Origin of the sequence: Bradyrhizobium erythrophlei, from assembly GCF_900142985.1 — a bacterium.
GTDB lineage: Bacteria > Pseudomonadota > Alphaproteobacteria > Rhizobiales > Xanthobacteraceae > Bradyrhizobium > Bradyrhizobium erythrophlei_B.
Map to the genome: position 1 here is coordinate 6,859,932 of NZ_LT670849.1, position 14,110 is coordinate 6,874,041.

General features: G+C 61.0%; 13 protein-coding genes. 10 read left to right on the plus strand and 3 right to left on the minus strand.

Going from position 1 to position 14,110, the window contains the following annotated elements; all coding sequences use genetic code 11:
• Positions 1–70 precede the first annotated feature (70 nt).
• Positions 71–829, plus strand: coding sequence for a sulfite exporter TauE/SafE family protein (locus BUA38_RS32985; protein WP_072824679.1), 759 nt, complete (start codon positions 71–73; stop codon positions 827–829).
• A 30-nt stretch (positions 830–859) separates the two neighbouring features.
• On the opposite strand, the gene BUA38_RS32990 is transcribed toward BUA38_RS32985, so the two are convergent.
• Positions 860–1,450 (minus strand): NADPH-dependent FMN reductase, encoded by a 591-nt coding sequence (locus tag BUA38_RS32990; protein ID WP_072824681.1) that lies wholly within the window; start codon positions 1,448–1,450, stop codon positions 860–862.
• A gap of 115 nt (positions 1,451–1,565) precedes the next feature.
• On the minus strand, positions 1,566–2,630 hold the full coding sequence (locus BUA38_RS32995) for a LacI family DNA-binding transcriptional regulator (RefSeq protein ID WP_072824683.1): 1,065 nt from the start codon (positions 2,628–2,630) through the stop codon (positions 1,566–1,568).
• A 191-nt stretch (positions 2,631–2,821) separates the two neighbouring features.
• On the opposite strand from BUA38_RS32995, the gene BUA38_RS33000 reads away from it, so the two are divergent.
• Entirely contained in the window at positions 2,822–3,316 is a 495-nt protein-coding gene (locus BUA38_RS33000; protein ID WP_072824685.1) for a flavin reductase family protein, read from the plus strand.
• 26 nt (positions 3,317–3,342) lie between these two features.
• Positions 3,343–3,807 carry a flavin reductase family protein gene (locus BUA38_RS33005; RefSeq protein WP_244553125.1) on the plus strand — a complete coding sequence of 155 codons (465 nt, stop codon included), beginning with the start codon at positions 3,343–3,345 and terminating at the stop codon, positions 3,805–3,807.
• 21 nt (positions 3,808–3,828) lie between these two features.
• Here BUA38_RS33005 and BUA38_RS33010 read toward each other — a convergent pair whose 3' ends face one another.
• Entirely contained in the window at positions 3,829–5,169 is a 1,341-nt protein-coding gene (locus BUA38_RS33010; protein WP_072824689.1) for an NtaA/DmoA family FMN-dependent monooxygenase, read from the minus strand.
• A 304-nt stretch (positions 5,170–5,473) separates the two neighbouring features.
• On the opposite strand from BUA38_RS33010, the gene BUA38_RS33015 reads away from it, so the two are divergent.
• The 7 genes from BUA38_RS33015 to BUA38_RS33055 all read left to right on the plus strand — a co-directional run bounded on the left by BUA38_RS33015 (position 5,474) and on the right by BUA38_RS33055 (position 14,080).
• The gene (locus BUA38_RS33015; protein WP_072824691.1) at positions 5,474–6,358 is read left to right on the plus strand and encodes a branched-chain amino acid ABC transporter permease; all 885 of its coding nucleotides are present in this window, start codon (positions 5,474–5,476) and stop codon (positions 6,356–6,358) included.
• 1 nt (position 6,359) lies between these two features.
• A complete protein-coding gene (locus tag BUA38_RS33020; protein ID WP_083587866.1) occupies positions 6,360–7,340 on the plus strand; it encodes a branched-chain amino acid ABC transporter permease in 981 nt (326 codons plus the stop codon).
• On the plus strand, positions 7,337–8,164 hold the full coding sequence (locus BUA38_RS33025) for an ABC transporter ATP-binding protein (RefSeq protein ID WP_072824693.1): 828 nt from the start codon (positions 7,337–7,339) through the stop codon (positions 8,162–8,164). The genes BUA38_RS33020 and BUA38_RS33025 overlap by 4 nt, the downstream gene beginning before the upstream one ends.
• Positions 8,151–8,933, plus strand: a complete 783-nt coding sequence (locus BUA38_RS33030; RefSeq protein WP_072824695.1) for an ABC transporter ATP-binding protein — start codon at positions 8,151–8,153, stop codon at positions 8,931–8,933. Before BUA38_RS33025 ends, BUA38_RS33030 begins: the two co-directional genes overlap by 14 nt.
• A gap of 3 nt (positions 8,934–8,936) precedes the next feature.
• The gene (locus BUA38_RS33035) at positions 8,937–10,079 is read left to right on the plus strand and encodes an ABC transporter substrate-binding protein (protein WP_072824697.1); all 1,143 of its coding nucleotides are present in this window, start codon (positions 8,937–8,939) and stop codon (positions 10,077–10,079) included.
• Positions 10,080–10,177: 98 nt separating this feature from the next.
• Entirely contained in the window at positions 10,178–11,461 is a 1,284-nt protein-coding gene (locus tag BUA38_RS36375) for a RidA family protein (RefSeq protein WP_083587867.1), read from the plus strand.
• Positions 11,462–11,689: 228 nt separating this feature from the next.
• Positions 11,690–14,080: a molybdopterin-containing oxidoreductase family protein gene (locus tag BUA38_RS33055; RefSeq protein WP_072824699.1), complete on the plus strand. Its 2,391-nt coding sequence runs from the start codon at positions 11,690–11,692 to the stop codon at positions 14,078–14,080.
• Positions 14,081–14,110 lie beyond the last annotated feature (30 nt).

Below are 14,110 nucleotides of genomic sequence, written 5' to 3' on the forward strand. Positions count from 1 at the left end.
GAGCCCACGGCCCGCTCGAATGAGCGCACGCGCCGACGGTGTCGCATTGCCCTGACCATAGGAGGCAAACATGGAACTGACGGTCGCTACAATCCTGATCGCCTTCGCCGGTGTCTTTCTGATCTGCTTCATGAAGGGAGCGTTCGGCGGCGGATTCTCCATCGTCGGCATTCCGCTGCTGTCGCTCGTCATGGACCCGGTCACCGCCGGCGGTCTGCTCGCGCCGCTGTTCATCGCGATGGATCTGTTCGCGCTGCGCTACTGGAAGCCCTCGACCTGGTCGAAGCCGGATTTGCTGCGGCTGTTGCCCGGGCTCGTGGCCGGCATCGCCTTTGGCTATCTGCTGTTCCGTTTTCTGGACCACCGCGCCATCGCCATCCTGATGGCCGTGACCACGTTGATCTTCGTCGGCCTATGGCTGATAGCAGGCGGGAAGGTGATTATTCGTCCGCGCTCGACGCCGAAGGCCATCACCGCCGGCGTTGCCTCGGGGATCACCACCATGGTGGCGCATTCGGGCGGACCGCCGCTTGCGATGTACCTGCTGCCGCTCGGTCTCAGCAAGGAAATCTACGCGGGCACAACGAGCCTGTTCTTTACGGTCGGCAACGCGACCAAGGCGATACCCTGGCTGTTACTGGTCAGGCCAACCGCTGACGCCTGGACGCTGATGGCGTTTTGCCTGCTCGCGATTCCCGCCGGTGTATGGCTGGGGTGGCGGCTTCACGGCTCACTGGACCAACGCCAGATTTATCGCGTCTGCTACGGATTGCTGGTCGTGACGGCGTTCAAGCTGCTATGGGACGGTGTCTCCGGTTATGTCGCGTGAGCGGGCTCGGACTTGTCCGCGAGGCGATAATCAATACGGCGGCGGCTTGCGTTGCCGCTGCGTCTTCGCAGCTTCCACCCACCACAGGAGGTCGTCTGCGAACCGCGGGAAAGCATGCGCCAGTGCCTTTCCTCCCTCACCAATCGGTTCGCCATCCGCCGAGAGCGTCGCAGCAATCGGTCCAGCCGAAATCGTACTCGAGGTCACGACCATGCCCATTTCCGAAAGCGTGCCGTGCCAGGCGGTCGCGGCGCGGGCGCCGGCAAATCGCCCGGCAGAATAACTGGCGATCGCAGCCGGACGCCAAAACCACTCCTCGAGGAAGTGATCGGTCAGGTTTTTCAAGCCTGGCTGAACACCCCAGTTGTACTCGCCGGTGACAAAGACAAAACCGTCGGCGTCGCGAATTTTGCCGGCCAGACGTTCGAGCGCATCCGGCGCCTGTCCGCGCGGATACTCCTTGTACATGCGATCGAGCATCGGCAACCCAACTGCCTTTGCATCGATCAATTCGACGTCCTCTCCGTGTTGGCGCCATTGGCCAACCAGAAAGTCCGCAAGCCTGATGCCCATGCGATTGGAACGATAGGATCCGTAAAGCACAAGGATACGATAGCTCATTGTTGTGCTCCGATCATCGAGCGGCAAAAAGCGGGCCCTGTTGTTCGCGCCCGCCAGATGAACAGCATCTTGGGATGCTGGCGCGATCAACGCAACGACTGTTCCCCGGCCACCATCACGCCGGCGCGATCTCGCGTAAACGGCGCGCCGCACGGCGATCCATGGTCGACGAGCGCGTGATCAGCGTACCCCTGACGATACGGTTCTCCGGCGCCGACGCAGCGCCACGCTCGCCGCCCAGTCCCAGGATTTCCATGGCCGCCTTCGCCATTTCGTGAACCGGCTGCCGGATGGTGGTGAGTGCGTAACTCGGTAAAGCGGCCAGGGGCACATCGTCATAGCCGACAATAGATACATCGCCGGGCACGCTGAGGCCGAGTTCGCGTGCGGCATCGATGCCGCCGAAAGCCATCACATCGCTCGCGAAGAAAAGCGCATCCGGACGCTTGGCTTGCCGCAACAGCCGCTTGGCAGCGGCATATCCCGCTTCATAGCTGAATTCGCCACCTTCCTCCTGCAAGCAGGTTTCAATCTTCAGCTGTTTGAGGCGCGAAAGAAATCCCGAACGCCGGTCACGGTTGGTCGTGGCGTCGCGTTGCGCGGCCACGAATGCCAGCCGCTCATGGCCGGTAGCCACGAGATAGTCCGCGACCTGCCGCCCGCCGCCGACATTGTCGCTCGATACAGCGTGGATCTTGAGGCCGGGCACATAGCGATTGAAGGAAACCACAGGCGTATCACGCGCCGCGCAGATCCGCGCCATGGCTGACGAAATCGTGGCCGAGGTCAGGATGATCGCGTCGACCTGGTATTGCAGCAGGTTCGGAATGATATCGTCGACCTTCTGCCCGGCCGAAGGAACGAACAGCAAGGTCTGGAAGCCGGCCGCCTGGACCTGCTGCACCAGCTCGTCCAGCACGACGGGATAGAAGGGGTCGACCAGGTTGGCCATCACGATCGCGACCATGTTGGTCTGGCGGGTGATCAGACTGCGGGCGATCACGTTGGGTTGGTAGCCGAGCTTGTTGGCCGCCTTGATCACCCGATGCTTCATCTCCTCCGAAATGCTTGCTGTCATCGAGAAGGCGCGAGAAATCGTCGATTGGGAAACGCCAATCGTGCGGGCTACGTCCTGAGCTGTCACCTGTGTTCCGGCTTTCGGGTTCGCTCGCTTAGCCATGGCCTGATCGTCTCACCAAGAATGTTTTTCGGGTGTAGTATAGGATGCTGGGCGCATATACGTTTGCTCAAAACTTTGGCAATAACGCATTGCATACGCATGCAATTTGATCTTGCCCCCTGAGGTTGCCCGCCTCAATCTCAACGACTAAAGACGGCGCCAAGCGACAGACCCCTCTTTCGGTGAAGAAAATGCCAAATATGCCTGCGTCCATCGACATGAAACAGTTCTGGCAGGCGATCGGTCAGCGTGCAACCGGAAGCACGATCGTTACGGCCCGCTCTCACGGCGGGCCTGCCGGTCTGCTCGGCCTCTCGGCCACGCATCTTTGCGCCGATCCGCCGACCATGATGGTATCGGTCGACAAGCGGACCTCGGCGTTGCCAACGATCCTCGACGCGCGCCATTTCGCGATCAACTATCTGTCTTCCGCACAGCGTGAACTTGCGGACATCTTTGGCGGAAAGTCCGACTTGAAGGGTGCCGACCGCTTTACGACGGCCGCCTGGGACCGTCTCGCGACCGGCGCACCGACGCTTTCCGAGGCGGTCGGGGTTATCGACTGTGAGCTGGTCGAGACGATTGAACGCTATAACGTCGTCATCGTTCTCGGCCGCGTGGTCGCAACCTCCAGCAATCCAGGCGCCATTCCGCTGGTGCATTTCCGCGGCGATTATCTGCCGTGATCGATAGCACGCTATTCAAAAGGGGAATGCGGCGGCTGGCCGCGGGCGTTTCCATCGTCACCACAATCGAGGGCGACACGCCTCATGGGTTGGTGGCAACTTCCGTCAGCTCCGTCTGTGCCGAGCCGGAGCCGTCGCTGCTCGTCTGCGTCAGCCGTACCTCGAGCAGCCACGATGCGATCGATCGCGCCAAGGTATTCTGCGCCAATGTGTTGAGCGCCAGCGACATGGAGTTGGCGCAGCGCTTCAGCCTGCCGGAATTTCGCGCCACGCGATTCGAGAAATGCCCCTGGGTGCCGCTGGTGACGGGTGCGCCGGCGCTTCCGAGCGCACTCGCGAGCTTCGACTGCGAGATTACCCACGTCATCCCGGTGCATTCCCACACCATCTTCGTGGGTGCGGTGCGCGATCTCAAGCTAGGGCAGAACGAGATCGACGCGCTACTGTATCTTGACGGCCAGTTCCATGCACGCTCACCGAGCGCGGCGTGAGGCAAATGAGGCGCGATCGCCTCATTCCGCTAGATTATCGCGCAGGGTCTTGCCTTCATACGTCGTCCGGTAACGGCCGCGGCGTCGCAACTCCGGCACCAACTGGTCGACGATGTTCAGCATGATCGCCCGCGGCGCGCCGGGTGCGATCGACAGCATGAAGCCGCCGCGGCTGCCGGTCGCCTCAAACATCTCTTCCATCTGGTCGGCGAGTTTGGCGGCAGTTCCCGCGAACGTGATATTGTAGCCGGTGGAGGCCCGCAGGGCATATTGGAAAAACTCGTCGCGATCGATTTCCGCAGTTTCGCCGTGCTGTTTGGCGAGCAGGCTGACAAAGCCGACCGGGGAGGCATTCGCTGCGACGATGCGCTCGTTCAGCTCTTTCAGCGAAAACCGCGGCGGAAGCAGCGACATGTCATAGCCGGTATTGTGCGACAGCCAGGCTCCGACGGCCTCCTGCGGGACATCGGCGATCATGGTTTCACGAAGCGCACGGGCTTCGTCCTCGGTTTCTCCGACGATCGCCCGGCTCGACCAGAGAATGCCGACTTTCTGTGGGTCGCGGGCTTCGGCGACCAACGCGTTGTCGAGGTCGCTTCGCTGCTGCTGCATCAAGGGAATACTCTTGGTCAGGCCGAAGACGTGATCGGCGACATGGGCGGCCGCGCGGGTGCCGCGGGGCGAACCGCCCGCCTGGATAATGACTGGATTGACCTGCGGCGAGGGCACGACGCTCAGCGGTCCCTTGACCTTGAAGAACTTGCCGACGTGATTGATTGCCTTCACTTTCGCCGGATCGGCAACCAGTCCGGTCTTGCGGTCCCAGACAAATGCGTCCGGCGCCACGCTGTCCCAGAGCCGGCGGCAAACATCGATGAACTCCTCCAGGCGCTCGTAGCGCTCGTTATGATCGACCAATTCATCATAGCCGTAATTGGCGTAGTCGGCCTTACGTTGCGAGGTAATCACGTTGAAGGCGATACGGCCGTTGGTGATGTGATCGAGCGAATTGAGCAGCCGCGCCGTGTAGAATGGATGCATGAAGGTCGAAGCATAGGTGAGGCCGAAGCCGAGATGATGCGTCACCCGCGACATCGCCGTGATCCAGGGACTCATCTCGAAGCGCGGCCAGGCCACCCCGTAACTGACGGCGTCCTCGATTGAATCCTTCCAGGTCGAGGGAATGCCGGTACTGTCGCCGAAGAAGATCATGTCGAGGCCACCGCGTTCGGCGACACGGGCGATCTCCTCGAACATGCCGATGTTGGGATGCTGCCGGTCGAGCCAGGAACCGGGCATGCGCCACTGCGTCTCCACGTGGGTCCAGGAGAAGTCGAAGGCGAGTTGAATTCTCTTTTTCATGGCTGGGCTCCGGGCAACGCGGCGAGAAACTAGGCGTCAGGCGCTCCTTGCATGCTTGATGCCAACCGCCGGAAAGCGACGGTTAGGAACGACGTCAGTTTGAACACGTCCGCAAAAGTACCTGATTTCATTGAATACGTATGCAACAATTGCGGAAGGCGATCGGCGAAACCGCTGGAACAACGCTGAAGCACGCGAATGCAGTGCACAAAACATAGGCCAATTGCTTTTGCATTCGCATGCAATTTGGTCTTGCTGCTTTTCTTGTGCGAGCGTTAGCTCCTGATCGGGAAAGAGCGCGCGGATGACACTCGATCAATTCGTTCAGACCACGCTTGGCGGGCTAGCGATCGGCTGCATCTACAGTCTGATCGCGCTCGGTATCTCGATGATCATCCGCTCCACCGACATCCTTCACTTCGCACAGGGCGAAATGTTGATGATCGGCTCGATGATGGGCCTGAGCGCCTACTGGCTGCACAATCTGCCGTTCGTGCTCGTGCTGCTCGCAGGGACCATCGGCGGTGGCCTGATTTCGGTCGGCATCGAGTTCTTCATTTATCGGAAGTTGCGTCTGCTGCGGGTCTCGCTGATCAACATCATGATCGCGACACTCGGCGTCTCGATCGTATTGCAAAATGTCGCGCGCCTGGTCTGGGGATCGGAACCGCTGCGCTATCCGACCCTGTTCGCGTCGAAGGGACTGGTCTTTGCCGGCTTCGCGGTGTCGCCGCAACTCGTATGGATCGTGGTGCTGAGTGGCCTCATCATGGGCGGCTTGATCATCTTCTTCCGTTACACCACGCTCGGTATTGCCATGCAGGCGGCGGCCCAGGATCCCGACACCGCCCGCCTGATGGGCGTCAATGTCGATCGCACAACAACGTATACGTTCGCTCTCGCCGGCATGATGGCGGGTGCTGCCGGCGTGCTGTTGGGATCGCTGTTCTTTGCATCGTTCAATATGGGTTTCATGACCGGCATCAAGGCATTTGTCGCGGCGACGCTGGGCGGACTCGGCAGCGTCGCGGGCGCCATGATCGGTGGACTGGTCTTCGGGATCATCGAAACATTTTCAGGCATGCTGATTTCGACCGCCTACAAGGACGCGGTCGGGATGGTCGTACTGATCGTCATTCTCCTGTTCATGCCGTCCGGACTGTTCGCCCGCGACGGCCGGTCCGTGTGAAATGCGCGCGCTGCCGATCGCCCGCCTCACCTTATTGCTGGTCCTTGCCGGCCTGCCGTTCGCCCAATCCAACGCCTATTGGGTGCACGTGTTCAGCCTGGCGCTGATCAGCGTCATCCTGGCTTTTTCCCAGCAATTGCTGGTCGGATCAGCCGGTATTGTTTCGCTGGGGCAGGGCGCATTCTTCGGCGTCGGCGCCTACACCGCCGCCTCGCTCTCGATCTCGGCCGACGTGCCATTTTTGCTGACCATTGCCGCCGGTGGGCTGGCGGCTGGATTATCCAGCCTGCTGCTGATCCCGATCGTCCGCCTCAAGGGGTCGAGCCTTGCGGTCGCAACGCTCGGCTTCGCCATCATCATCCACCTCATTATGCTCAACGAGGACTGGCTGACCGGCGGCAGCATCGGGATGATGGATATTCCGGCGCCAACGTTGTTTGGCTTTTCGCTCGGCGGCGAGGTGCGCTTCTACTATGTCTGCCTGATTGCGGTGGCCCTCGTCTTTCTCGCACTCGACCGGATCACGCATTCACGTTTTGGACGCGCGCTGACCGCGATGTCGCAGGACGAAGAGGCGGCGCGCGCCAGCGGCGTCGCCATTTCGGTCTACAAGAGCAAGTGCTTTCTGATCGCCGCCATCGTGTCTGGCATCGCCGGCGGTCTTTACGCCTATCACTCTCGCTATCTCAATCCGAACGATTTCGACTTCCAGAAATCGATCGACATCCTGATCATGGTCGTGATCGGCGGCATCAGGAGCCTGTCGGGAGCGGCGCTTGGCGCCGTCATCGTCGTACTGGTGCCCGAAGTGCTGCGCTCATCAGGTGAGTTCCGGCTGCTTCTGTTCGGTGTCATGGTGATCGTGCTGGCAGGCACCGGCAGCCGCGGCCTGAGCGGCATTCTGATCGATCTCGCCAAACGTATATCGTCGTTTCGGCCGGGGGCAGGCTCGCCGCAGAAACCCTCGGCGGTGAAGCTGTGACGTCCGCTCTGCTGGAAATTGCGGGGCTGACACGCCGCTTCGGCGGCCTTGTTGCGGTCCGTGACGTCGCCATGGAGGTCGCGCAGGGCTCGGTTCATGGATTGATCGGCCCCAATGGTGCAGGCAAGACGACACTCCTCAACCTGATCTCCGGCCACATTCCATCGAGCAGCGGCCGGATCGCTTTCGGCGGCGAAGAGATCACGCGCTGGGCGGTCGATCGCCGCGCGCGGGCCGGCATCCGGCGAACCTTCCAGAACCTGAAATTGTTCCGCGACATGACGGTGCTTGAAAACGTCATGGTTGGAATGCATGGCGAAACTCATTGCGAGATCTGGCACTCGCTTCTGCGCACGCGTGCGCAGCGGAACGAGGAAGCCGCCATCGTCGAACGTGCCCGCGAGGCATTGGATTTTGTTGGCCTCCTGCACCTTTCAGACACCAAGGCCGATGAATTGCCCTACGGCTCGCAGCGGCTGGTCGAGATGGCGCGCGCGACCGTCGCCCGGCCAAAGTTGCTGTTACTCGACGAGCCCGCAGCCGGCCTCAACGGCGCCGAAAGCCGGCGTCTCGTCGACCTGATCAAGGCCATTCGCGCCGGTGGCACCACCATCCTTCTGGTCGAACATCACATGGATGTGGTGATGCCCTCCTGTGACTGCATCACCGTGCTCAACTACGGCCAGCGTCTTGCCAACGGAAGTCCGGCAGAGATCAGGGCCCATCCGGAAGTAATCAAGGCCTATCTCGGCGGCGGATACCGCAAGCGGCGGACCACGCCGGAACAGCAACAACAGATGGAGTTGGCCCGTGCTGCGTCTTGAAAACGTCAGCGCCGGCTATGGCGCCGTGACTGCCTTGCACAACGTCGACATCACCGTCGAGGAGGGCGAAGTCGCCGCCCTGATCGGCTCAAACGGCGCCGGCAAATCGACGGCGCTGCGAACGATTTCCGGATTGGTGCGTCCGACCGCCGGGAAGATCGAGTTTCGGGGCGAGGCGATCACCGATCTCTCGCCCGAACAGATTGTCGAGCGGGGCATCATCCATGTGCCGGAAGGACGCCACGTGTTTCCGCGGCTGTCGGTACATCAAAACCTTACCGTCGGCGCCTATTCGCCTCGCGCCCGCGCCAAAAAGAACGAGACACGCGAGCGCGTGTTTGAACTCTTCCCGCGGCTTTATGAGCGTCGTCTGCAACTTGCAGGCTCACTCAGCGGCGGCGAGCAACAAATGCTGGCGTTCGGCCGCGCGATGATGGCGCAGCCGGTCCTCCTGATGCTTGATGAGCCTTCGCTCGGGCTTGCGCCGATCATGGTGGAGGAGGTGGCCCGCGCCATCGACTATTTCCGCACCATTGGCGTCACGGTGCTGCTGGTCGAACAGAACGCCGAACTCGCGCTCGACCTGGCCACCCGCGGTTACGTCATCGAAACCGGCTGCATCGTTCTCGCCGACTCCAGCGAGCGCCTGCTCGAAAATCCCAAGGTCTGGGCGAGCTATCTCGGCGAGCAGGACTGGGAATTTGAGGCCGCCGGCCACGATCCAGACCGCACCGTTGTCAGTGACTTGCCCGTCAACAAAGGAGTTTGAACCATGCGTCTCCGAAGTGTCAGTGGCCTTCTTGCCGCCGCCATCCTGATCGCAGCCTCAAGCCAGCCGTCGTTCGCCGACACCATCAAGATCGGCGTGTTTGGCCCATTCAGCGGCGACGCCGCGGCCATGGGCGGCAGCGAGAAAGACGCGGTCAGCCTCGTGATCCAGGAAAAGAACGCGGCCGGCGGCATCCGCGGCCAGCAGATCGAGCCGGTCTATGCCGACGATGGCGGCAAACCGGAAGAAGCCGTCAACACCGTCAAGCGTCTGATCTCGCGCGACGAGGTTCTCATCAATATCGGCAGCATCTCCAGCCCCGCGAGCCTTGCTGCTTCGCAGGTCAGCCGCCAATCGGAGACGCCGCAGATCGTCGTCGGCGGCACCGCCCAACGCATCACGACCCAAGGCAACAAGTGGGTATTCCGCTCACCGGTGCCTGACACCAAACTGGTTTCCGATCTGGTCGACTTTATCCATGACAAATTTCCGAAGGTGAGCAAGTTCGCTTTCCTCTACGTCAACGACGACTTCGGCCGCGGCGGTTTTGAAGCGTTCAAGGCGGCCGGCGCCAAATACGGCTTCGAGATCGTCGACGAGGAGCGCTATACCCGCGGCGACATCGACTTCACCGCACAACTCGGCCGCATCAAGGCGAGCCCGGCCCAGGCGATGGTGGAATGGTCGCGCTACGCCGAGGGCGCTTTGGTCGCCAAGCAGTACGTCCAGAGCGGACTGAACCTGGTGCGGTTCGGCTCGGACGGTATTGCCACGCCGAAATTCATCGAGCTTGCGGGCTCGGCAGCCGACGGCATCTATTTCACGGCGCACTTCAGCGTTGCGACGTCATCCGATATTCCGGTCGCGAAAGAGTTCGTCGCCAAATTCCAAAAGGCGTACGGACGTGTGCCGGATTCCTACGCGGCCGAGGCCTACGACGCTATCACCATGGCCATCAAGGCGGTCGAGGCTTCCGACAAGCTCGATCGGGCATCGATCCGCGATGCGCTCGCGAAGGTCAGTTTCGACAGCAGCCGTGGCGCCTTCAAGTTCGACGACAAGGGCGATCCGCTGCTGGTCACGCATGTTGTGAAAATCGTCGACGGCAAGGAGACCAACGCGCGCAACATTCCCGTCCAGAATTAGGTTGCTTCCACGCGTCGCATTCGTCGGTCGCGGGGTGATGGTCGATACCATTCGCTTGCGGCCGGTGAGGTGGTGAAGGTCAATGGGAGGATAAAAAAATGCAAGCCAAGATCATCAAGTCGGACAACCCGCAGCCTTTGGCGGTCTACACCGAAGCCTTCGAGGTCGGCGGGCTGATATTCGCCGCCGGACAATTGCCATCGGATTTCAAGACCGGCGTTCCGGCCGAAGCCAGAAAGGACCCGCACTTTCCGTTCTACGGATCCGACATCAAGAAGCGCACGCATTACATCCTGAAGAATCTCGCCCGTACGTTCGAGGCCGGAGGAAGCTCGCTCGAACATGTCATCAAGGCCCAGGTGTTTCTGGAGGACCTGAACGACTTCAACGCCTTTGACGAGGTGTGGAAGGAATATTTCAAGGTGCCGCCCGCGCGCACGACCGTCGGCACCACGGGGCTTCTGGTCAAGGATGCGCAGATCGAGATCGATCTCATCGGCTATGTGCCGGGGAAGCTGAAAAGCCAGCTGATCAAGTCGGAGAATGCGCGGCCGATTGCGCATTATACGGAAGCCTTTACCGTTGGCGGGCTGGTGTTCGCCGCCGGACAATTGCCATCGGACTTCAAAACCGGCGTTCCGGCCGAGGCCAAAAAGGATCCGAACTTTCCGTTCTACGGATCGGACATCAAGAAGCGAACGCATTACGTCATGAAGAATCTCGCGCGGACCTTTGAAGCCGCGGGAAGTTCGCTCGAGCATGTCGCCAAGGCTCAGGTGTTTCTGGAAGACATGGCCGACCACGACGCTTTCCAGGAGGTGTGGCGCGAATATTTCAAGGTGCCGCCGCCAACCACCGCGGTTGGAACCAGCGGAATCAATACCAAAGGCCTTCTGGTGAAAGATGCGCAGATTGAGATCGACCTGATCGGCTACATCCCCGGCAAGGTGAAGGCGCGCGCCGTTAAGTCGGCCAATCCCAAGGGCGCAGCCAATTACACCGAAGCCGTCGTCGCCGGTGGGCTCGTCTTCGCCGAAGGCGCGCTTCCGACCGACTACACGTCGGGCATTCCGGCGGAAGCAAAGAAGGATCCGAACTTTCCGTTCTACGGTTCCGATATCAAACTGCGGACGCGCTACGTGCTGAACAAACTGGCGCGCACATTCGAAGCGGCCGGTAGTTCACTCGACCATGTCATCAAAGCGCAGGTGTTCCTCGACGATCTCAACAATTTTGCCGCCTTCGACGAAGTCTGGAAGGAGTTCTTCAAGACGCCGCCCGCGCGGACGACCGTCGAGACCAGCGCGCTGCCGGTCAAGGACGCGATGGTGCTGATCGACCTGATCGGCTACGTCCCCGGCGAGGTCGCGCTGCCGGGCTAAGTCCCGGTATCGGCGGGCTACCGCGCTGGCGGCGCAGGCGACACCGCATCGTGATGCGAGGTCCATGAACGGACGTTGCCGGATCATTCTTGGTCACGCAAACACCGGAAGGCTTGTGCTGAGCCCTCGCGAAGGGCATTTTGGGTTACGCAAATCACGTCCTTCCAAGAATCGAAACGCCGGCACGGTTTCTGACAACGCCCCAGTTTCCCGAACAGGGAGATACCGATGGAAACAGATCAAATCGGATCAGAAACGAGAACGCCGGGATTTTGCGCATTGTGCAAGTCGCGCTGCGGTTCGATCATGGTTACCCGAGACGGACGTTTCGTTGGCCAGGAGCCGTTTCCGGAACATCCCACCGGCAAAGCCTTGTGCGTGAAAGGGCTCGCCGCGCCGGAGATCGTGTACAACAAGCAACGCCAGTTCTATCCGTTGAAGCGGACGCGTCCCAAAGGCGACAAGGATCCGGGCTGGAAACAGATCAGCTGGGAGGAAGCACTCGACAGGACGGCTTCTGAACTGAACCGGATTCGCTCTGAGTCTGGCCCTGAGGCGGTCGCCTTCGGTCTGACGACTCCCAGCGGCACGCCAATATCGGATGACATCCGGTGGATCGAACGCTTCATCAACGCGTTTGGCAGTCCGAACGTCGCCTATGGAACCGAGATCTGTAACTGGCACAAGGATTACGCCCACGCCTACACGTTCGGCCGCTCGATCGCGTCTCCCGATTTCGAGCGGTCGGAATGCGTCGTGCTCTGGGGGCACAATCCGAGTGCTACCTGGCTGGATCATGCCACGGCTACCCGATCCGCACGGGTCAGGGGCGCGCGTCTGATCGTGGTCGACCCTCGTCGCGTCGGTTTCGCCGGGCGGGCGGATCAATGGCTGCGCGTGCGGCCTGGCGCAGACGGCGCCCTGGCGCTCGGCATCGCCGGCGAGATGATCCGAAACGGCTGGTTCGACGTTCAGTTTGTCCGCGACTGGACCAATGGCCCGTTGCTGGTGAGAAGGGATACCAATCGGTTTCTGCGTGCCGCCGATATCGCGGCGCCGCCCGCGGATGCCGATGCCGGCGATCTCGTTGCATGGGACGCCCAGGTGAAAGAGGCGGTCGGCTACTCTTTGGCCCGACGCTCATACGTCCGGCCAACCAGCCCAGAACTCCATGTTTCCGTCGAATTCCTGTCTCCCTCCGGCGAGACGATAAGTTGTCGCTCGGCCTTCGGTCTCTATCGAGACCTGTGTGAGGAGTACCCGCCGGATCGGGTTGAAGCAGTCGCCTGGGTGCCGGCGCGGCAGGTGACGGAAACGGCGAGACTGCTTTTCCAGGCTCGCCCTGTTAGCTACTACATGTGGTCAGGCGTGGGCCAGCACACCAACGCGACACAGACCGATCGCGCGATATCGACCTTGATGGCATTGACCGGCAGTTTCGATGCGCCGGGTGGCAACGTCCAGTTCGCACGGCCGCCAGTTCGCGACGTCGCCGGCGGAGAATTTCTGTCGCCAGGGCAACGCGCAAAATGCATCGATCTCAAACGATCGACACTGGGGCCCGGCCGAAACGGCTGGACCGGGACAGATGCGCTATACGCAGCTATCCTCGACGGCGAGCCTTATCCTGTTCGAGGCTTGTTCGGATTTGGACGCAACTTTATCGTCAATCACGCCAACGGCGATCAGGGGGCAAAGGCGCTTGCGAAGCTCGAATTCCATGTCCATTCCGACGTGGTCATGACGCCGACCGCGGCCTTTGCGGATATCTTTCTTCCGGTCAACACGCCGTGGGAGCGCGAAGCGCTCCGCGTGGGATTTGAAGGCAGCCAGCCTGCGGAAAATCTGATCCAGTTACGGCAGGCGGCCATCTCCAGCCTGGGCGAATCCAGGTCAGATGCTCAGATCGTGTTCGAACTCGCCACCCGGCTTGGCTTTGGCGATTTATTCTGGAACGGCGATATCGACGCCGGTCTTGATGCCATCCTTGCGCCGCTCAAACTGACCCTCGACGATCTGCGCTCGAAACCGGGCGGGATCAGCCTTGCTGGCGAGCCTGATTATTTCCGCTATCGCCAGGACGGCTTCAAGACGCAAACCGGAAAGGTCGAAATTTTCTCCGAGGTCTTCCGCGACGCCGGAGAAAATCCGTTGCCGCGATTCATCGAGCCGGCACTGTCGCCCTATCAAGCCGAAGCGAGCGAGTTCCCATTGGTGCTGACCTCCGCCAAGGTCGTTCATTATTGCCACGGCCAGCATCGCCACATTCCATCGCTGCGTCGCCGCTCGCCGGAGCCTGAGGTCAGCATGCACCCGCAAACCGCGGCTGAAAGAGGAATTGGCGAAGGTGACTGGGTGGAGATCCGGACCAAAAGCGGCAGGGCCCGCATGCGCGCGAAATTCGACCCAGGGCTGGATCGTCGGGTGGTCAGCGGGCAGTATGGCTGGTGGCAAGGCAACGAAGAGCTTGGCCTGGAGGCCTTTGATTCACTCGCCGACGCAGGCGCCAACTACAACCGTCTGATATCGGACGACCATGCTGACCCGATCAGCGGCTCGATCGGTCTTCGATCTTCCGTGTGTGAAATTTCTCCGATCAACGGCGGCGCGTCCGCGTGAAGGCGTCGGAGCAGTTTCTCGGGTAAGACG